We start from the raw sequence: 22,384 nt of genomic DNA, 5'->3' as shown, positions 1-22,384 counted from the left end.
CCTTATCTCGTTGCCGCTTGGGTCACGTGCTGTGGCTTGCTGTGTCCGCCCGTACCTGACGGGTCCTGCCGTCTCACCGGGCCGACCGCGAACAGGGCGAGCCCGCTGGCGAGGCCGGCGCCGGCCATGATCATGAACGCGGTGCGGTAGGAGGAGAGGTCCGGGGCGCCGGAGAGCACGGCCGCGACCACGGCGACGCCGAGCGCCATGCCGATCTGGCGGGACATGGACGCCATGGCGGTGCCGGTGGCGGCGCGCTCCGGTGGCAGGGACAACGTCGCCGCCGCGGCCAGGGCGGGCAGGATGACGCCGAAGCCGATGCCGCCGATGATCGATCCGGGCAGGAAGTGGGCGCCGAAGTCCGGCGTGCCGTCCAGCGCGAACATCCACCAGATGCCGCCCGCCGCGAAGGCGGCGCCGCCGGCCAGCCCGACCAGGTGCACACCGTAGCGGACGGCCAGGATGCCGCTGGGCACGGCGAACAGGGCGGCCGCCACCGGGCCCGGCGCGATCTCCAGGGCGCCCCGCAAGGTCGAGTGCTTCCAGACCTGGGTCAGGAACAGGATCGTGGACATGGCCATCGCGCCGACGCCCATGAAGAAGAAACCGGTCGCGACGTTGCCGAGGGCCACGGTCCTGACCCTGAGAAGGGCGGGTTCGATGACCGGCGCGGGGTGTCGCCGAGCACGGCGCACGGAGTAGACGAGGCCGATCACGCCGACCACCGACAGGCCGATGACCTGGGCGCTGCCCCATCCCCAGGCCTGCCCCTGGGAGATCGTCGCGACGATCGCGGCGACGGACGCAGCGAGCACCGCGATGCCGAGCAGGTCCGGTACCGGACCGTCCTCGGTGGCGGACCTGTGCAACGACCACCCGCCGATCAGCAGCGCCGCTGCCCCGAGGGGCAGGTTGACCACGAAGACCCAGCGCCAGTCGATCTCAGCGAGCAGGCCGCCCAGCGGCAGCGCGGCGGCGGAGCCGACACCGCCGACCGCGGTCCACAGCCCGACGGCGATTCCGCGCCGCTCCGGGGCGAAGAGCCCGAGCAGCAGGCCCAGGGAACTGGGCGCCATCAACGCGGCGCCTACGCCCTGAAGCGCCCGGAAGGCCACGAGCACCTCCAGGGACGGCGCCGCCGCGCACACGGCCGACACAGCGGTGAACAGCCCCAGGCCGAGCAGGAAGATCCGCTTGCGCCCGGACCGGTCGGCCCAGCGGCCGCTGGGCAGCAGGAGCGCGGCGAAGGTGATCGCGTAGGCGCTCATCACCCAGGACAGGCCGGTCAGGCTCGCCGTGGGGAAGGACTCCAGCATGCTCGGGAAGGCGATGTTCACGATCAGCATGTCCACCGCGGATATGAACACCCCGATGAGGATGACCGTGATGGACATGCCCCGGCGAAGCCCGCTGCTGGTCTCTTCTCGCTCCACCCTTCGATGGCGTCCGAGAAGCCTGCCACCGTCACTCATTCCCCTATCCACCCTTCGATCGCGTCGGCAGTGGCCGCGGCGGCGGTCTCGATCAGGCCGAAGTGGTCCGCGGCGACCTCGACGTGGTCGTCCGTGGCCTCCCATCGCGGGCCGTCCGGCACCGCTTCACCGCCGAGCGGCTCGGCCGCCCGGATCATCAGGGTCCTGGCGGAGATCGGTTCCGGCCGCAGACCGGTGAACAGGCGCAGGTAGGCGCCCATGGACAGCCAGCTCACGTCGTCGATGGAGACCGCGCGCCGCTCCTGCGTGAGGATCGCCGCCAGCAGGGCGGCGAACGCGCGGCCGACCTCGTCCTCGTCGCCGTCGAGCGCCAACGTGTCGATCATGACGACGCCGGCGAGCGCGGCGCCGGAGGACTCGAGGCGTTCGGCCAGCGAGTGCGCCACGACACCGCCCATGGAGTAGCCGACCAGGATGAACGGGGCGTCGCCGACGGCCGCGCGGATCGCACCGTCCAGGACCTCCGCGGCCACCTCCCGGGACTGCGGGGAGAGTTCGGTCCCGAATCCCGGCAGGGAGCAGACGTGCACGTCCCGAACTCCTTCGAAGCGGTCGGCCAGGCGCATGAACTGTTCCTGGCCGGAGCCGACCACGTATACGTAGGACGGCACGCAGACGATCTTCACCCGGCCCGGCCCGGAGGCGAGTTGTGCGAGGCGCCCGTCGGTGTCGGGCAGCTCGGCGGCCGACGAGAACACCGGCCTGTCGCCTGCGGCGTCCACCAGCTGCCGCAACGCCTCCGGCATGGTCCCCCTCTCGGCTGCGCGCCGAAGCCGCGGGCTGATCGTCTCCCCGGCAGGCTCCGGCGCCCCGGCGTCCGGCGTTCCCGAGCCGACCTGCTTGAGCAGTTGCCGGGCGATCTCCGCCGGGGTGGGGTGCTCGAAGACGAACGAGACGGGCAGGCGCAGGCCGGTGGCCTGCGAGAGCCGGTTGCGCAGCCCCACCGCGCTCATCGAGTCCATGCCGAGTTCCTTGAGCCTGCGTTCGACTTCGATCCGGTCGTCGGCGTTGTGGCCGAGCACGGCCGCGACGTGCGCCTTGACCAGGTCGAGCACGACCCGCTCGCGGTCCGCGTCGGGGACTCCTGTCAGCCGCTGCGCCAGCGACCCTCCGTCCGCCTCACGCTTGGCGGGCAGGCGGACCAGGCCGCGCAGCAGCGCCGGGAGGGTCCGCTCCCGGGCCTGCGACCGCAGGGCCACCAGGTCCAGCTGCACCGGCGCCAGCAGCGCGGTGTCCACGGTGAGGGCCTGGTCGAACAGCGCCAGTTGGCGCTCGATCGACAGCTCGGCGGTCCCCGGGGAGGCATCGGCGCCTGCCCACGGACCCCATGCCAGCGCGGTGCCCGCGAGCCCGGCCGCGCGGCGCCGCCGTACCAGTGCTTCCCCGGCCGCGTCGCCCGCCGGGTCCTCCGCCCGGCCGCCACCGAGGGAGGCGAACGAGGAGAACACCACGAAGGCGGAGAGGCCGGCCCGCTCGGTCAGCGTGTGCAGCCGCCAGGCCAGCTCCATTCCGCCGGGCTCACCTCCGGTGTGGACGACCGCGGTGAGCGGCCGCTCCAGGGACTCGACCACTGCGGCCAGCCGGTCGGGGGCGGGCGCCTCGACGCGCGCTCGGGCACCGAGCCCCTCCAGCTCCGCGACCAGTCCGTCCGCGGCGGCGCCGGGCTTGCCGAGCAGCAGCAGGTTCCGGACGCCGTGGTGGGCGGCCAGGTGCTTGGCCAGCGATGCACCCGGAGGGGTCACACCACCGGTGATCAGCACGGTCCCGTCCGGGTCCGAGATCATCGGCCGATCGGCGGACCCGACCGGGACGAGAGCCAGCCGCGGCGCCAGGACCTGCCCGGGGCGCACGGCGAGCTGCGGCTCGTCGAGACCGAGCAGCGCGCCCCACTCCAGCTCGCTGTCCCCTTCCACGTCCACGACGAGGAACCGGCCCGGGTGCTCGGACTGCGCGGACCGCAGCACGCCCCACACCGCCGCCTGCGCCGGGTCGGGGACCTCCTCGTCCCGGACCGCCACCGCACGTCGCGTCGCCACGACCAGCACGGCCTCACCGGACCACCCGTGGTCCATCCAGCGCCGCACCAGGGCCGAGGCCTCGCCGGCCGCGCCACGCACCGCCGAGAGGTCGTCCCCGGCGGGGGTGTCGATCACCGTGAGCACGGCCTGCGGGGCTGCCGCCCCACCGTCCACGGCCCGTTCGAGGTCGGCCAGGTCGGCGTACCTGTCAGCCCCTCCCCCGACGGCCCCACCCAGCGCGGCCAGCCGCACCGGCGTGGCAGCGCCGACCGGAACCGGAACCCAGTCCACGCGGTACAGCGAGCTCTGGCCGCGGCGCAGCTCCTCGAGGTGGGCGGGATCGACCTCGTGGAAGGCGACGCGGTCCACGCCGAGCACGAGGGCGCCGTCCTCGCCGAAGACGTCCAACCGCAGCGTGTCGCCGTCGCAGGTGACACGCGCGCGGCCCCGGGCGGCGCCGGTCGCGGCCAGCCGCACCCCGGACCAGGAGACCGGCAGCTTCGGCGAGCCCTGCTCGGCGAAGCCCAACTGCCCGCAGTGCAGCGCGGACTCGAACAGGGCCGGGTGGATGCCGAAGTCCGCGGCGCCGATGTCCTCGGGCAGCGCGAGCTCGGCGTACACCTCGCTTCCGGAGCGCCATGCTGCCCGCACACCGTGCAGCGCCGGGCCGCAGTCGAGGCCGAGGTCGGCCAGCGCGGCGTACAGCCCGTCCACCGGCACCGGCTCGGCGCCGGCGGGCGGCCACTCACCCGCCCAGCCCGCGGCGGGCTCGGCGTCCGGCGTCAGCCAGCCGGTGCAGTGGCGGGTCGCTTCGGCGTGCTGGTCACCGTCCGGGCGGGAGTGGACCGCCACCGGGCGGCGGCCGTCCTCTCCGGGAGCGCCCACGATCGCCTGGATCTGCAGCGCCGCGCCGTCGGGCAGCAGCAGCGGCGCCTCGAACATCATCTCGTCGAGCAGCGGCGTCCCGACACCGCGGCCGGCGGCCAGCGCCAGCTCGACCAGCGTCGTGTTGGGCGCGACCGGGAGGCCGAAGGCGGCGTGGTCGCGGAGCCAGGGCTGCGACTCATGGGACAGGCGGCCGGTGAGCACCCACTCGTCCCGGTCGGCGAGCTGCATGCCCGCCGTCAGGACCGGGTGCTCGACGCGGCCGAGTCCGGAGACGGTCGGGTCGCCCGCGACCGGGCGTGCGCTCGGCCAGTACCGCTTGCGCTGGAAGGCGTAGGTGGGCAGTGGGACCTGCTGGGCGCCGGAGTCGGCGAAGCAGGCGGCCCAGTCGACCTTCACCCCGGCCACGTGCGCCTCGGCGAGGGACAGCAGGAACCGCTTCATGCCGCCCTGCTGTCGCTGCAGCGAGCCGACCACGCCGACCCGTCCCGCGCCGGCGGCGGCGGTCTCCTCCATCGCCACGCCCAGCACCGGGTGCGGGGACATTTCCAGGAAGCAGCCTGCGCCGCCCTCGACCAGCGCGCGGATCGCGGGCTCGAAGCCGACCGGGTTGCGCAGGTTGGCGTACCAGTACCCGGCGTCCATGGTCGCTGTGTCGACGAACGCGCCGAGCGCCGTGGAGTACAGCGGGACGTTCCCGCTGCGCGGCTCGACCGGGGCGATCGCCTCCAGCATCTCGGCGCGGGCCACCTCCACGTGCGGCGAGTGGGAGGCGAAGGTGGCCGGAATCCGCTTGGCCCGGATCTCCTCGCGTTCGCAGTGCTCCACCAGCGCATCGATCGAGTCCTGGTCGCCGGCGACGACAACCGCCGCCGGGCCGTTCACGGCCGCCACGGACACATGGTCCCCGTACGGCGCGATCAGCTGCTCGACCTGCTCGGCCGGCAGGGCGAGCGACGCCAGGCAGCCGCTGCCCATGAGTCGGTCGCGGGCGATCCGGCTGCGCACCGCGATGATCCGGGCGGCATCCCGCAACGACAACCCACCGGCCACGTACGCCGCGGCGATCTCGCCCTGCGAGTGGCCCACGACCGCGGACGGCTCGACACCGTAGGAGCGCCACAGCGCCGCCAGGCTCACCATCATCGCGAACAGCGCGGGCTGCACCACATCGACCCGCTCCAGCGACGGCGCACCCGGAGCACCGCGCAGCACGTCCTCCAAACTCCAGTCCACGAACTCCGCCAACGCCTCACCACAGGCGGCGATCTCCGCAGCGAACACCGGCGACGCATCCAGCAACTCCACCGCCATGCCCTCCCACTGCGCACCCTGACCCGGGAACACGAACACCGGCCTGACGGTGGTGGAAAGACGGCCGGAGGCCGTCTGCTCGGTCACGTCGCCGACGGCGAACGCGGCCAGCTCTGCGGCCAGCTCGTCCCGGTCGGCGGCCACAAGCACCGCGTGGTGGTCCAGCGACGCCCGCGTGGTCAGCTGGGAGTACCCGAGGTCGAGCACCGAGAGCCCGGGGTTTTCCAGCAGGTGCCGCCGCAGGCGCTCGGCCTGGGCGCGCACCGCCACCTCGGTGCGCGCGGAGAGCAGCACCGGCGTCGCGGGAGCCGGAGCCACGGTCCCGGAGCCGTCGGCCGGGGTCTCGGCCGGCGCCTCCTCGACGATGATGTGCGCGTTGGTGCCGCTCACCCCGAACGACGACACGCCCGCCCGGCGGGGACGTCCGTCGACCGGCCACTCCCTGGCCTCGGTGAGCAGCTCGACCTCGCCCGACTGCCAGTCGATGTGCGGGGACGGCGTGTCCACGTGGAGGGTCTTCGGCAGCACCCCGTGCCGCATCGCCATCACCATCTTGATGACGCCGGCGACGCCGGCGGCACCCGAGGTGTGGCCGATGTTCGACTTGATCGATCCCAGCCACAGCGGGTCGCCGTCACGCTCACGGCCGTACGTCGCGAGCACGGCCTGCGCCTCGATCGGGTCACCGAGGACGGTGCCGGTGCCGTGGCCCTCGACCGCGTCCACATCGGCCGGCGACAGTCCGGCATTGGCCAGCGCCTGCCGGATCACCCGCTCCTGCGCCGGACCGCTGGGCGCCGTCAGGCCGTTGCTCGCGCCGTCCTGGTTGATCGCCGTGCCCCGGATCAGGCCCAGGATGCGCCGCCCGTTGCGCTTGGCGTCGGACAACCGCTCAAGCACCACCAGGCCCAGACCGTCGGAGAAGCCCGTCCCGTCGGCGGACGCCGCGTAGGCGCGGCAGCGGCCGTCCGGTGAGTTCGCCCCTTGTCGGCTGAACTCGGTCATCGTGATCGGCGTCGTCATGAACGTCACGCCGCCTGCCAGGGCGAGCGAGCACTCGCCGCTTCGCAGCGCCTGCGCCGCGAGGTGCAGCGCGACCCCGGAGGACGAGCAGGCCGTCTCCACCGACACGGCAGGGCCCTCCAGGCCCAGGGTGTAGGCGATACGGCCGGAGGCGACGCTGGACATGGTGCCGGTGACGCGGTAGCCCTCGTACTCGCTGGGCACGAGGATCCCGTAGTCGGAGCCGGTGATGCCGACGAAGACGCCGGCGTCGCTGCCCCGCAGGGACGTCGGGTCGATCCCGGCGTGCTCCAGGGTCTCCCAGGAGGTCTCGAGCAGCAGGCGCTGCTGGGGGTCCATGGCCACGGCCTCGCGCGGGCTGATGCCGAAGAACTCGGCGTCGAAGTCGCCCATGCCTGTGATGAAGCCGCCGCCCCGCGCGTAGGTCGTGCCGACCTGCTCGCGGTCCGGGCTGTAGAGCCGCTCCAGGTCCCAGCCGCGGTCGGCGGGCATGGGGCCGATCACGTCGCCGCCGTCGGCCACGAGCTTCCACAGGTCTTCCGCGGATGTGATGCCGCCGGGGTAGCGGCACCCGATGCCGACGATCGCCAGCGGCTCGTCCACCGCCCCGCGCCTCTTCTGCGCGGACGGGACGGCGGCGTCCGCCGTGCCGTCGACCTGCGAGAGCAGCAGCCGCGCGACGGCCATCGGAGTGGGGTGGTCGAACACGACGGTGGCGGGCAGCGGCACGCCGGTGCCCTGCGAGAGCCGGTTGCGCAGTTCGACCGCGCTGACGGAGTCGAAGCCGAGCTCCTTGAAGGCGCGCTCGCTGTCCACCTCGTCGGCGGAGGCGTGGCCGAGCACGGACGCGACCTGCGCTCGCACCAGTTCCAGCACCACGTGCTCCCGCTCGGCCTCCGGCACCTCGGCCAGGCGCCGCGCCAGGGTGCCGCCGGACGCCGCGCGCCGGGCGGGCACCCGCACGAGTCCGCGCAGCACGGCGGGCAGCAGTCCGGCCCGGGCCTGCTCCCGCAGGACCGCCGGATCCAGCTCGACCGGGGCCAGCAGCGGCTCGTCGGCGGCGACCCCGCGGTCGAAGAGATCGAGTCCGAGCTCGGTGGGCAGCGGAAGGATTCCGGCCTGGGCGACGAGGGCGAGGTCGGCCGAGCCGAGTTCGGTGGTGCCGCGGCCGTCGGCCCAGAAGCCCCAGGCGAGCGCGGTGCCGGGGAGCCCGGCCGAGCGGCGGCTGCTCGCCAGCGCCGCCAGGGCCGCGTCCGCCGCGGAGGTGGCCGCCTGGCCCGGGATGCCGACCAGCCCCCCGAAGGAGGAGAACAGCACGAACGCGGAGAGGTCCGCACCCGCGGTCAGCTCGTGCAGATGCCAGGCCGCGTCCACCGTGGCCCGCAGCACCGTGTCCAGCCGCTCGTCGGAAAGGGTCTCGATCAGACCCGCGTCCGGCACGCCCGCAGCGTGGACGACCGCGGTCAGGGGGTGCTCCAGGGAGCCGAGCAGCGCGGCCAGTTGGTCCCGGTCCGTGACGTCGCACGGCGCGACGCGCACCTGCGCGCCGAGGGACTCCAGCTCGGCGGAAAGCTCGTCGGCCTGGCCTCCCGGGGCGGCCAGCACCAGGTGGCGGGCGCCGTGGCGCTTGACGAGGTGCTCGGCGAACCGGGCTCCGAAGCCACCGGTGATCAGCACGGTGCCGTCAAGGTCAACGGGCTTGTGCCGGTCCGCCGAACCGCCCGGCACCCGGGCCAGCCGGGGAGCGAGAACCCTGCCGTCGCGCACGGCGAGCTGTGGCTCGTCGAGACCGATCAGCGCACCCCACTCCCGCTCCTCGTCCCCGTCCGCGTCCACGATCAGGAAGCGGCCGGGGTGCTCGGACTGCGCGGCCCGCACGACGCCCCACACCGCGGCCTGCGCCGCGTCGGGAACCTCGTCCCCGACCGCCACCGCTCCGCGCGTGACCACGATCAGCGTGGCCCCGTCCAGCGACCCGCCGGCAAGCCATCGCCGCACCAGCGACACGGCCTGCCCGGCGGCGTCACGCACCGCCGAGGGCGTCTCCCCGGCGGGAGTGTCGATCACGGCCACAACCGCCTGCGGGACAGCCGCGCCCTCCGCGACCGCCAGCTCGAGCGCGGCCGGATCGGGGTGGCGATCGGCCACACCGGCGACCTCGCCCAGCGCGGCCGTCCGCACCGGCTTGGCCGCGCCGACCTTGACGGGAACCCAGTCCAGGCGGAACAGCGAGTTCTGCCCGCGGCGCATCTGCCCGAACCGGGCGGGGTCGGCGGCCCGCACCGCGACCCGGTCGACGTGCGCCACGGGCGTGCCTTCGGCGTCGAAGACGTCGAGCCTCAGTACGCCCTCGCCGACTGCGGCGATACGCGCCCGCGCCCGGGAGACCTTGTCACCCGCCAGCCGCACACCCGCCCAGGACTCCGCCGACGGTGCCGCGTCGGCGGCGGATCGGTGGGCGGTGTGCAGAGCAGTTTCCAGCAGAGCCGGGTGGATCGCGAAACCGCCGGGCTCGGTTCCCTCGGGCAGGGCGAGTTCGGCGTACACCTCGCCACCGAGGGTCCACGCCGACTGCGCACACTGCAGCATCGGGCCGCAGTCGAGGCCGAGTTCGGCCAGTGAGGCGTACAGGGCGTCCACCGACACCGGCTCGGCGCCGGCGGGCGGCCACTCGAGTGGCCGGGCGGACAGCGGCTCCGCACCGGGGGCGATCCGGCCGCGTGCGTGGCAGACGGCCTCTGCGGACTGCTCCTCGCCGGTGTCCGGCCGCGAGTAGACCGCCACCTCACGGCGGCCTTCGGCGTCGGCCTGGCCGAGCGTGACCTGGACCCGTGCGCCGGCGTCTTCGGCCAGGACCAGCGGGGCGTCGAGATTCAGCTCCTCGATCAGATCGCAGCCCACGTGGCGGCCCGCGGACAGGACCAGCTCCACCAGCGCGGAGCCGGGGAGGGCGACCGTGCCGAACAGCGCGTGGTCGCGGGTCCACGGCTGCCCCTGGTGGGACACGCGGCCGGTCAAGACCCACTCGTCACGGTCGCCGACCTGCACGGCGGCGGCGAGGACGGGATGCTCGACCCGGCCGAGGCCGACCGCGGAGGCGTCGGCAAGACCGGTGGCGTCCAGCCAGTAGCGCTTGTGCTGGAAGGCGTAGACGGGCAGGGCGACCTGCTGGGCGCCGGAGTCCGCGAAACAGGCGGCCCAGTCGACCTTCACACCGGCGGCGTGTGCCTGGCCGAGCGAGAGCATGAAGCGGGCCGGTCCGCCCTCGTCGCGGCGCAGGGAGCCGACCACTCCGATCCGGTTGCCCGGGCCATGGGCGGCGGTGATCTCCTCCACGGCCATGGCGAGCACCGGGTGGGGGGACATCTCCAGGAAGCACCCGGCACCGTTGTCGATGAGGGCGCGGACGGCGGGTTCGAAACCGACCTGGGCGCGCAGGTTCCGGTACCAGTAGCCGGCGTCCATCGTGGCGGTGTCGATGAAACCGCCCGTGACCGTGGAGTAGAACCGGACCCGCCCGCTCGCGGGCTTCACGGGGGCAAGGGCCTCCAGCAGATCGGCCTCGATGGCCTCCACCTGCGTCGAGTGCGATGCGTAGTCCACGTTGACCCGGCGGGCCCGGATCCCGTCGCGTTCGCATGCGGCCAGCACCTCGTCCAGCGCCTGCGGCTCACCGGCGACCACGACCGCCGCCGGACCGTTCACCGCCGCCACCGACACCCGGCCCGCGTACGGAGCGAGCAACTCCTCCACCCGCTCGACCGGCAGCGCCACCGACATCATGCCGCCCAGACCCGCGAGGCGGTCGCGGACCAACTGGCTGCGCAGCGCCACGATCCGGGCGGCATCCCGCAACGACAACCCACCGGCCACATACGCCGCGGCGATCTCACCCTGCGAGTGGCCCACGACCGCGGACGGCTCGACACCGTAGGAGCGCCACAGCGCCGCCAGGCTCACCATCATCGCGAACAGCGCGGGCTGCACCACATCGACCCGCTCCAGCGACGGCGCACCCGACGCGCCCCGCAGCACGTCCTCCAAACTCCAGTCCACGAACTCCGCCAACGCCTCACCACACGCGGCGATCTCCGCAGCGAACACCGGCGAAGCATCCAGCAACTCCACCGCCATGCCCACCCACTGCGCACCCTGACCCGGGAACACGAACACCGGCTTGGCGCCGGGCGCGGCGCGGCCCTCGACGACGACGGGCGACGGCTCACCGGCGGACAGGGCGGCCAGCCCGGACAGCAACTGGTCGCGGTCGACAGCGGCCACGACAGCACGGTGCTCCAGGTGGGCCCGGGTGGTGGCCGCGGAGAAGCCGAGGTCGACCAGGGACAGGTCGCCTCGCGCCAGCGCGTACGTGCGGAGCCGGTCGGCCTGGGCACGCATCGCGGCAGCGGTCCTGCCGGACACCGTCACCGGGACGGCGGGCATCGCACGCGGCGCGGAGGCGCTGTCGGCGGGCTCCTCGGCGGGGGCCTCCTCCAGGATGATGTGCGCGTTGGTGCCGCTCACGCCGAACGACGACACTGCGGCGCGACGGGGCCTCTCCCCGGCAGGCCAACTCCGTGCGTCCGTGAGCAGCTTGACGTCGCCGGCGTCCCAGTCGATGTGCGGCGACGGCTCGTCCACGTGCAGGGTCTGCGGCAGCACCCCGTGCCGCATCGCCATCACCATCTTGATCACACCCGCGACGCCTGCGGCGAGCGAGGTGTGGCCGATGTTCGACTTGATCGACCCCAGCCACAGCGGGTCGCCATCACGCTCACGGCCGTACGTGGCCAGCAGCGCGTGGGCCTCGATCGGGTCACCCAGCTTCGTACCCGTCCCGTGGCCCTCGACCGCGTCCACGTCCGACGGTGTCAGCCCGGCGTTGGCCAGCGCCTGCCGGATCACCCGCTCCTGGGAGGGGCCGTTGGGCGCGGTCATTCCGTTGCTGGCACCGTCCTGGTTGACCGCCGTACCCCGGATGAGTCCGAGGATCCGGCGTCCGTTGCGCTTGGCGTCGGACAACCGCTCCAGCACCACGAGGCCGAGACCGTCGGAGAAGCCCGTCCCGTCGGCGGACGCCGCGTAGGCACGGCAGCGGCCGTCCGGGGACACCGCCTGCTGGCGGCTGAACTCCGCCAGGAGGAACGGACCGGACATGACGGTCACTCCACCGACGAGCGCCATGGAGCACTCGCCCGCGCGCAGGGCCTGCGTGGCCATGTGCAGGGCGACCGCGGACGAGGAGCACGCGGTGTCGACGGACACCGCGGGGCCCTCCAGGCCGAGCACGTAGGAGATGCGGCCGGAGGACACACTGGCCGCCCCGCCGGTCAGCTGGAAACCCTCGATGTGCGGCAGGCTGCCTGCCGGCACCGTGCAGTAGTCGCTGGTGCCGACGCCGCAGAAGACGCCGGTGTCGCTGCCGCGCAGCGAGGTCGGGTCGATGCCCGCGTGCTCGAACGCCTCCCACGACGCCTCCAGCAGCAGACGCTGCTGCGGGTCCATGGCAAGGGCCTCGCGGGGGCTGATGCCGAAGAACTCGGCGTCGAACTCGGCGATCTTGTCGAGGAAGCCGCCGCCGCTGGTGGACACGGCGCCGGGCCGCGTCATGCTCGGGTCGTAGATGCGTTCCGGGTCCCAGCCCCGGTCGGCGGGCAGCCCGCCGATGGCGTCGCGCCCCGACGCGACGAGTTCCCACAGCTCCTCGGGGGAGGTGACGCCGCCGGGGTAGCGGCAGCTCATGCCGACGATCGCCAACGGCTCGCCGGCCTGCGCGAGCAGCCGCTTGTTGAGCTGGCGGAGCCTGTCGGTCTCTTTCAGGGATTTCCGGAGCGCCTCGATGAGCTGCTTCTGATCGGTGGCCATGTCTATTCCTTCGTCTCCGAGCTCATTGCGGCAGCGGCGTTCTGGGCCGGCGTCATGCCAGGTCCTCCTGAGCCATCCGGATCAGGGTTTCGGCGTCCATGTCGTCGATCGACGCGCTGTCCCCGTCCTCGGGTGCCGCCTCCGGCAGGTCGTTGTCGGCGAGTTCGCGCAGGGTGTCGAGCAGCCCGGCCCTGCGCAGCCGGTCGAGGGGGATCGATGTCAGCAGGGCGCGGATCTCGTCCTGTTCGGACCGCGGTCGGGCTGCGGAGTCGGGAACGATCTCCGGCAGCAGATGGCGGGCGATGGCCGCCGGGCTGGGGTGGTCGAAGACGACGGTGGCGGGCAGGCGTACGCCGGTTGCCTGGGTGAGCCGGTTGCGCAGTTCGACGGCGCTCAGGGAGTCGAAGCCGAGTTCCTTGAACGCCCGCTCGGGGTCGACGGAGGCCGCCGAGGCATGGCCGAGCACGGACGCCACCTGAGCCTGCACCAGGTCGAGCACGATCCGCTCCCGGTCCGCCTCCGGCACCCCGGCCAGCCGCTGAGCCAGCGCCGCCGCGCCCGCGTCGACCGCTCGGGCCGGGGTGCGGACCAGCCCGCGCAGCAGCGGCGGGAGCATCCCTGCCCTGGCCTGGGCACGCAGGGCGGCCGTCTCCAGCAGGACCGGAGCCACCACGGCCGCGTCCACGTCCAGGGATCGGTCGAAGAGGTCCAGGCCGGTGTCCGCAGTGAGCGCGCTCATGCCCATCCGCTCCAGGCGGGCCAGCTCGGCCTCACCCAACTGCGCCGCCATACCGGCTGCTTCGGACCACAGACCCCAGGCCAGCGAGGTCGCCGGCAGCCCCGCGGCCCGGCGGGACACGGCCAGCGCGTCGAGAGCCGCGTTCGCCGCGGCGTAGTTCGCCTGACCGGGGCTGCCCATCAGCGACGCCACGGACGAGAACAACACGAAGGCCGACAGGTCGGCGTCTGCGGTCAGCTCGTGCAGGTGCCACGCCGCGTCAAGCTTGGGCCGCATGACCCGCTCGACGTGCCCGGGCGTCAATGATTCGATCACGCCGTCGTCGAGAACACCGGCCGTGTGCACCACCGCGGTGACCGGACGATCGAGGGAGCCGAGCGCGGCGGCCAGCTGCTCCCGGTCCGAGACGTCGCACGCGACGACCCGGGCCTCACACCCCTGAGCCTCCAGCTCGGCGACCAACTCTGCGGCGCCTTCGGCCTCCAGGCCACGCCGGCTGAGCAGCAACAGGTCGCGCACCCCGTGTGCGGTCGCGAGATGGCGGGCGAACAGCGCGCCCAGACCACCCGTGCCACCGGTGACCACCACCGTGCCCTCCGGGCCCAGGGGCGCCGGAACGGTCAGCACGACCTTGCCGACGTTGAGGCCCTCCCGCAGGTGTCGCAGCGCCTCGCGGCCCTGTCGCACGTCCCAGGTCCGGATCGGCGCGAACTGGAGCACGCCCTGCCGGAACAGGGCCAGGATCTCCTGCAGCAGCTCTCCGAGCCGCTGCGGTCCGGCCTGCCACAGGTCGAACGCGTCGTACGCAACGCCCGGCCGCTCCGCCGCGATCGTCTCCGCGTCCCGGATGTCGGCCTTGCCCATTTCCACGAACCGGCCGCCGCGCGGCAGCAGGTCCAGCGAGGCGTCGACGAACTCGCCCGCCAGGGAGTTCAGCACCACGTCCACCCCGGCGCCGCCGGTGACGTCCAGAAAAGCGTCCCGGAATCCGGGTTCCCGAGAGGAGGCGATGTGGTCCCCCGCGACACCCGAGGTCCGCACGACGTCCCATTTGGACGGACCGGCCGTGGCGAACACCTCCGCGCCGAGGTGCCGCGCGATCTGCACGGCCGCCGTGCCCACGCCACCGGCGGCGGCATGCACCAGCACCCGCTCCCCCGCGCGCAGCCCGGCCAGGTCCACCAGGCCGTAGTAGGCGGTCGCGTAGGCCACCGGTACGGACGCCGCCTGGGTGAACGACCACTCCTCCGGCATCCGGGCGACCAGACCACGGTGGGCGACGGCCACCGGACCGAAGGACTCCATCACGATTCCGAAGACCCGGTCGCCGGGGGCGAATTCGGTGACGTCGGAGCCGGTCTCCAGCACCACACCGGCCGCCTCGGCGCCCAGGGGCACGTCATCGGGGTACAGGCCGAGTGCGATCAGTACGTCGCGGAAGTTCACCCCCGCCGCGCGGACCCCGATGCGCACCTCGTCGGCGGCGAGCGGACGACGGGCGCCGGAGGGGGCGATCTCCACGTCCTCGAGGGAGCCCTTGCGCGTGATGGACAGGTGCCACGCGTCGTCGGTGGGTGCGGCGGCCGCGCTCAGGCGCGGCGCGAACACCTGCCCCCGGCGCACGGCGAGCTGCGGTTCGTCCGCGTCGAGCAGCGCACCCCAGTCCGGCTCGTCGCCGTCGGGGTCGGTGCCCTCGGGGCCGGTGCCGGCGACGAGGTCGGTGTCGAGGTCGACCAGGACGAACCGGCCGGGGTGCTCGGACTGGGCGCTGCGCAGCAGGCCCCAGACGGCGGCCTGGGCAATGTCGGGCGTCTCGCCGTCGACGGCGACCGCACGCCGGGTCACCACGACCATCCGGGCTTCGCCCAGCCACTCACTGGCCAGCCACCGCTGCACCAAGGCCAGCGCGTCGGCGGCAGCGGTCCGGGCCGTCCCGGCCACTTCTCCGTCCGGGGTGTCGATGGAGGCCAGTACCGCCTCGGGCGCAGTCGCACCGTCGGCCAGGGACTTCTCCAGGGCGGCGAGGTCCGGGAACCGCTCGCCCGCGGCGGCCGGCGCGCCCAGCACCGCGCATCGGACGGGTTGTCCCGTACCGACCTCCATCGGGACCCAGTCGAGCTGGTAGACCGACTGCCGACCGCTGCGCCGCAGCCTTTCCAGCTGGGCCGGGTCGACCGGGCGCAGGTCCAGCCGCGCCAGGCTCAACACCGGCTCGCCCTGCTCGCCGGCGACGTCGAGGCCGAAGGCGGTGTCGTCGACCCGGCGCATACGGACGCGCACCCTTGACAGGCCGCGTGGCCGCCCGGTGCGCACCCCGGACCAGGAGAAGGGCAGGACGGCCGTGTCCCTCGGCCCGTCCTGAGGCAGGCCCGCGTGCAGGGAGGCGTCGAAGAGCGCCGGATGGATGCCGAAGTTCTCGCCGCCGGTGTCGCCGGGGAGGGCGACTTCGGCGTACGAGTCGCCGTCGACCTTCCACGCCGTGCGCACGCCCTGGAACATCGGCCCGTAATCGAACCCGAGCTCCGCCATCCCCGCATACAGCGCGTCCCCGGACATCTCCACAGCACCGGCGGGCGGCCACTCTTCGGGAACCCACGGCGACACCGGTGTGGTGTCCTCCGCGGCCAGCCAGCCGCGGGCGTGGCAGGTCATCTCACCCGGCTCACCGTCACCGGCCTCCGGGCGGGCGAAGATCGCCACCTCACGGCGACCGTCCTCACCCGCGGCACCCACAGTGACCCGCAACTGCACAGCCGAGTCCTCCTCCAGCAGGAGAGGTGACTCCATCACCAGCTCGTCCACCACCGGCGCACCCACACGACGACCGGCGGTCAAAGCCATCTCCACCCAGGCCGTCCCGGGCACGATCACCACACCCAGCACCAGGTGATCACTCACCCACGGCTGCGACTCGGCGGAGAAGCGACCGGTGAACACCCACTCGTCGCGGTCACCGACCTGCACGGCCGCCGCCAGCACCGGGTGCTCGACCCGGTCCAGACCCGCAGCGGTGACATCACCGGTCTGCGCCGAGGGCGTCAACCAGTAGTTCTCGCGCTGGAAGGCGTAGGTGGGCAACTCGACGCGCCGGGCGCCGGTGCCCGCGTAGAACGCGTCCCAGTCCACCCCCACGCCCGCGGTGTGAGCCCGGCCGAGGAAGGCCGCGAACGTCTCACTCTCACCGTGCTTGGCCCGCAGAGCGGGAATGAACACCGCCTCGGTGTCGTCCTCGACGCACTGCCGCGCCATCGCCGAAAGCACCGCATCCGGACCCAGCTCCAGGAACCGGCGCACACCCAGATCCCACAGCGTCGTCACACCGTCGGCGAACCGCACCGCCTGCCGCACATGCCGGACCCAGTACTCCGCGTCGAACCCGGACATGAGCTCACCGGACACATTCGACACGACCGGGATACGCGGCTCCGCATACGTCAACCGCTCCGCAACCGCACGGAAATCGTCGAGCATCGGCTCCATCCGCGGCGAATGGAACGCATGCGACACCCGAAGACGGGACGTCTTACGCCCCTCCCACCGCGGCAGCCACTCCTCCACCGCATCCCCGTCACCGGACACCACCACGGACAGCGGCCCATTCACGGCAGCGATCTCCAGGCGGCCGGCGAACCCCGTCAGCGACTCGGCCACCTCCGCCTCGCCGGCCTGCACCGCAACCATCGCACCACCGGACGGCAGTGCACCCATCAACCGGCCGCGCGCCACCACCAACTCCGCCGCATCCGCCAGCGACAAAACACCCGCCACATGCGCGGCAGCGATCTCACCGACCGAATGCCCGATCAGGAAGTCCGGACGAATCCCCAACGACTCCGCCAGCCGGAACAGCGCCACCTCGACCGCGAACAACGCCACCTGCGTGAACTCCGTCGAGTTCAACACATCACCGTCAGCGGCAAGAAGCTCCCGCAGCGACCGACCCAGCCGCGGATCAACCTCCGCACACACCTCGGCCAGCGCCTGCTCGAACACCGGGAACGCGCCGGCCAACTCCACACCCATACGAGCGCGCTGCGAACCCTGCCCCGTGAACAGAAACGCCGACTTACCCGCAACACCCGACCCCGCCGACACCGCCGACACCTCGGCCAACCGCGCCAGCAACTCATCCCGATCACCGGCCACCACGACCGCCCGGCGGTCCAGCAACGCCCGCGACCTCACCAGCGAATACGCCGTATCCACAACAGACAGCTCCGGTCGCGACACCAGACGCGCGCGCAACCGCTCCACCTGTGCCCGCAACGCGGCATCCGTCCGCGCGGACACCACCACCGGCACCGCACCGGCCGGCCGAAGCACCTCGACCGGCGCTTCCTCGGAAGGCTCCTCGGCCGGCGCCTCCTCCACGATGATGTGCGCGTTCGTACCGCTCACACCGAACGACGAGATGCCCGCCCGACGCGGACGACCCTCGACCTGCCACTCCCGCGCCTCGGTCAGCAGCCTTACCTCACCGGACTCCCAGTCCACGTGCGGGGACGGCTCATCCACATGCAGCGTCGGCGGCAGCACACCGTGCCGCATCGCCATCACCATCTTGATCACACCCGCGACACCCGCCGCAGCCGACGTGTGACCGATGTTCGACTTGATCGACCCGAGCCACAACGGATCCCCGTCACGCTCACGGCCGTACGTCGCCAGCAACGCCTGAGCCTCGATCGGGTCACCCAGCTTCGTACCCGTCCCGTGACCCTCCACCGCGTCCACATCGGGCAGCCGCAGTCCGGCGCCGGCCAGAGCCTGCCGGATCACCCGCTCCTGCGACGGACCGTTCGGCGCGGTCAGGCCGTTGCTGGCACCGTCCTGGTTGATGGCCGTCCCGCGGATCAGGCCGAGGATGCGCCGCCCGTTGCGCTTGGCGTCGGACAACCGCTCCAGCACCACCAGGCCGAGACCGTCGGAGAACCCGGTCCCGTCGGCGGACGCCGCGTACGCCTTGCACCGGCCGTCCGTCGACAGACCACGCTGCCTGCTGAACTCCCGCAGCATGAACGGGCCAGGCATGAGGGCCACACCACCGGCGAGAGCCATCGAGCACTCACCTGCTCGCAGCGCCTGTGCGGCCAGGTGCAGTGCGACGGCGGAGGAGGAGCACGCGGTGTCGACGGACACCGCAGGGCCTTCCAGGCCGAACAGGTAGGAGATGCGGCCGGAGGAGACGCTGGCCGAGCCGCCGGTGAGCTGGAAGCCCTCCACCTGGGGCAGGCTGCCTTCCGGCGCCACGCTGTAATCGGTGACGCCGAGGCCGCAGTAGACGCCGGTGTCGCTGCCGCGCAACGACGTCGGGTCCATGCCGGCGTCCTCGAACGCCTCCCACGACGCCTCCAGCAGCAGGCGCTGCTGCGGGTCCATCGCCAGCGCCTCACGTGGGCTGATCCCGAAGAAGTCCGCGTCGAACTCCCCGATGCCCTCCAGGAAGCCGCCACCCCGGGCGTAGATCTTGCCGCTCTGGTCGGGGTCCGGGTCGTAGAGCCGCTCCAGGTCCCAACCGCGGTCGGTGGGCAGCCCGGTGATGGCGTCACGCCCCGAGGCCACCAGCTCCCACAGTTCCTCCGCCGACGTCACCCCGCCCGGGTACCGGCAGCTCATGCCGACGATCGCCAGCGGTTCGGTCGCCCGGGACTCGACCTCTTCGAGCTGTGCCCTGGTCTCGTTGAGTTCGACCGCGACCTTCTTGAGGTAGCGGACGAGCTTGTCCTGCTGATCGATGTTGTCCGTCATTTCTGTGTCCCCCGTGTCACTCGTCGCCCAGATCGACATCGATCATCTGGAAGATCTCCTCAGCGGTGGTGGCCGCTTCGATCCGCTCCCTGGCGCTCTGCTTCTTGTCGCCCTGGGCGCTGTCGCCCGCGCCGGCGCTGAGGCCGGACAGCAAGGTGCGCAGGCGCTTGGCCACCCGCTGCTGCTCCTCCGCGGACGTCGCGGCAAGCATGTCCTCGAGCTTCCTCACCTCTTGGTCGATGAGGGGCTCGGCCTGCTCCCCACCGCCGATCTCCGACAGCAGCAGCTCGCCGACCGCGGCCGGGGTCGGGTGGTCGAACACGAGCGTGGCGGGCAGGCGCACGCCCGTGGCTTGGGCGAGCCGGTTGCGCAGCTCGACGGCGCTCAAGGAGTCGAAGCCGAGCTCCTTGAACGCCCGCTCAGGCTCGACGGCCGCAGCCGACGCGTGACCGAGCACCGCGGCCACCTGGGCCTGCACCAGCTCGAGCACGATCCGCTCCCGGTCCGCCTCCGGCACCCCGGCGAGCCGCTGAACCAGCGCACCCGCACTCGCGTCGACCAACCGCGCCGTGGTGCGGACCAGCCCGCGCAGCAGCGGCGGGAGCATCCCCGCCCGGGCCTGGGCCCGCAGGGCGGCCGTCTCCAGCAGGACCGGAGCCACCACGGCCGCGTCCACGTCGAGGGACTGGTCGAAGAGGCCGAGACCGGTCTCTGCGGTCAGTGCGCTCATGCCCATCCGCTCGAGACGGGCCAACTCGGCCTGGCCCAGCTGCGCCGCCATGCCTGCGCCGTCCGACCACACACCCCAGGCCAGGGAGGTGGCGGGCAGCCCCGCGGCCCGGCGCGACGCGGCCAGCGCGTCGAGAGCGGCGTTCGCAGCCGCGTAGTTCGCCTGACCGGGGCTGCCCATCAGGGCCGCCACCGACGAGAACACCACAAAGGCGGACAGGTCCGCGTCGGCCGTCAGTTCGTGCAGGTGCCAGGCCGCGTCCAGCTTGGGCCGCATGACCCGGTCGATGTGCTCGGGCGTCAGCGACTCGACCACGCCGTCGTCGAGCACGCCCGCCGTGTGTACCACCGCGGTCAGGGGGTGTTCGAGAGTGCCCAGCACCGCCGCGAGCTGATCGCGGTCGGACACGTCGCACGCGACGACGCGGGCCTCGCAACCCAGGTCCTCCAGCTCGGCGACCAACTCGGCGGCCCCGTCCGCTTCCAGGCCGCGCCGGCTGAGCAGCAGCAGATGGCGCACGCCGCGGGCGGTGGCGAGGTGACGGGCGAACATCGCACCCAGACCACCCGTACCACCGGTGATCACCACCGTGCCCGCGGAGTCGAACGCGGTCACCGACTCACCGGTGGAGGCGCGGGTCAGCCTGGGCGCCAGCACCCGACCGCTACGCACCGCGAGCTGCGGTTCGTCCGCGTCGAGCACCGCCCCCCAGTCCGGCTCCTCGCCGTCCAGGTCGACCAGCACGAACCGGCCCGGATGCTCGGACTGCGCACTGCGCAGCAGACCCCAGACCGCAGCCTGGGCGATGTCGGGCGTCTCGCCGTCGACGGCGACCGCCCCGCGGGTGGCCACGACCAGCCGGGCCTCGCCCAGCCACTCACTGGCCAGCCACCGCTGCACCAACGCCAGTGCCTCGGCGGTGGCCTCCCGGGCGGCCCCGGCCACGTCTCCGTCCGGGGTGCCGACCTTCGCGAGCACCACCTCCGGCACCGGGCCACCATCAGCCACGGCCCTCTCCAGCTCGCCCAGATCATCACCGAGCACCGCGACCTGCGGGGACCGGCCCGCGCCGAGGGTCACCGGCGCCCAGTCGAGCTGGTACACCGGCTGACCGGCACCACGCCGCAACCGCTCCAACTGGGCCGGGTCGACCGGACGCATGTCCAACCGGCCCAGACTCAGCACCGGCTCACCCTGCTCGGACACCACATCCACCCGCAGAGCCGAATCACCCGCAGACGAGATCCGCACCCGAACCCGGGAAAGACCCGAACGGCCCCCGCTCACCTTCGACCACGAGAACGGCAGGATCGTCGCACCACCACCCGACCCCTTCTCCGCGAACGCACCATGCAACGACGCATCGAACAACGCCGGATGAACACCGAACCCTTCACCGCCGGTATCACCCGGCAGCCCCACCTCAGCGAACACCACATCACCGACACGCCACGCCGTGCGCACGCCCTGGAACACCGGCCCGTAATCGAACCCGAGCTCCGCCATCCCCGCATACAACGCGTCCCCGGACATCTCCACACCACCGGCGGGCGGCCACTCTTCCGGAACCCACGGCGACACCGGTGTGGTGTCCTCCGCGGCCAGCCAGCCGCGGGCGTGGCAGGTCATCTCACCCGGCTCACCGTCACCGGCCTCCGGGCGGGCGAAGATCACCACCTCACGGCGACCGTCCTCACCCGCAGCACCCACAGTGACCCGCAGCTGGGCGGCAGAACCCTCCTCCAACAGAAGAGGCGACTCCATCACCAGCTCGTCCACCACCGGCGCACCCACACGACGACCGGCGGCCAACGCAAGCTCCACCCACGCCGTCCCGGGCACGATCACCACACCCAGCACCACGTGATCACTCACCCACGGCTGCGACTCGGCGGACAACCGCCCGGTGAACACCCACTCGTCCCGCTCACCGAACTGCACCGCAGCCGCCAGAACCGCGTGCTCCACCCGATCCAGACCGGCCGCCCCGACATCACCGGTCTGCGCCGAGGGCATCAACCAGAAGTTCTCACGCTGGAAGGCATACGTCGGCAGATCCACGCGCCGTGCACCCGTGCCGGCGTAGACCGCGTCCCAGTCCACACCGACACCGGCGACGTCCGCCTGCCCCAGCGACAGCCAGAACCGTGTCAGGCCGCCCTCGTTCCGACGCAGCGACCCGACCATTGCCACGCGGCCCGTCGCGCCGCACGCCTCGACGGTCTCCTCGACCGCCATCGTCAGCACGGGGTGGGGGGACATCTCCAGGAAGCAGCCTGCGCCGCCCTCGACCAACGCGCGGATGGCGGGTTCGAAACCGACCTGGCCGCGCAGGTTCCGGTACCAGTAGCCGGCGTCCATCGTGGCGGTGTCGATGAAGTCACCGACCGCCGTGGAGTAGAGCCGGACCTTGCCCGTCGTCGGTGCCACCGATGCCAAAGCGTCCAGAAGCTCCGCTTCCAGTGCCTCGACGTGCGCGGTGTGCGATGCGTAGTCGACGGCGACCCGGCGGGCCCGGATCCCGTCGCGTTCGCATGCGGCCAGCACCTCGTCCAGCGCCTGCGGCTCA

At 72.8% G+C, this 22,384-nt stretch carries 4 protein-coding genes; all 4 read right to left on the bottom strand.

What is annotated here, in order from left to right:
• Positions 1-2: 2 nt before the first annotated feature.
• The gene (locus tag IE198_RS32960) at positions 3-1,433 is read right to left on the bottom strand and encodes an MFS transporter (RefSeq protein ID WP_189893362.1); all 1,431 of its coding nucleotides are present in this window, start codon (positions 1,431-1,433) and stop codon (positions 3-5) included.
• Between the two features lie 35 nt (positions 1,434-1,468).
• Entirely contained in the window at positions 1,469-12,598 is an 11,130-nt protein-coding gene (locus IE198_RS32955) for a type I polyketide synthase (protein WP_189893359.1), read from the bottom strand.
• Positions 12,599-12,650: 52 nt separating this feature from the next.
• Positions 12,651-19,085 (bottom strand): type I polyketide synthase, encoded by a 6,435-nt coding sequence (locus tag IE198_RS32950; RefSeq protein WP_189893350.1) that lies wholly within the window; start codon positions 19,083-19,085, stop codon positions 12,651-12,653.
• 16 nt (positions 19,086-19,101) lie between these two features.
• The coding region (locus tag IE198_RS32945; RefSeq protein ID WP_189893348.1) for a type I polyketide synthase at positions 19,102-22,384 on the bottom strand (3,283 nt) is incomplete at its 5' end.

This window comes from Streptomyces xantholiticus (assembly GCF_014651015.1).
Classification (GTDB): Bacteria; Actinomycetota; Actinomycetes; order Streptomycetales; family Streptomycetaceae; genus Streptomyces; species Streptomyces xantholiticus.
The sequence above is the reverse complement of the archived record's forward strand: the minus strand, read 5'-3'. Positions and strand labels throughout refer to the sequence as shown.

What these genes read in the sequence shown, in the direction of transcription:
- IE198_RS32955 (WP_189893359.1), bottom strand. Translation starts at nt 12,598, where the DNA reads ATGGCCACCGATCAGAAGCAGCTCATCGAGGCGCTCCGGAAATCCCTG.
- IE198_RS32950 (WP_189893350.1), bottom strand. Translation starts at nt 19,085, where the DNA reads ATGACGGACAACATCGATCAGCAGGACAAGCTCGTCCGCTACCTCAAG.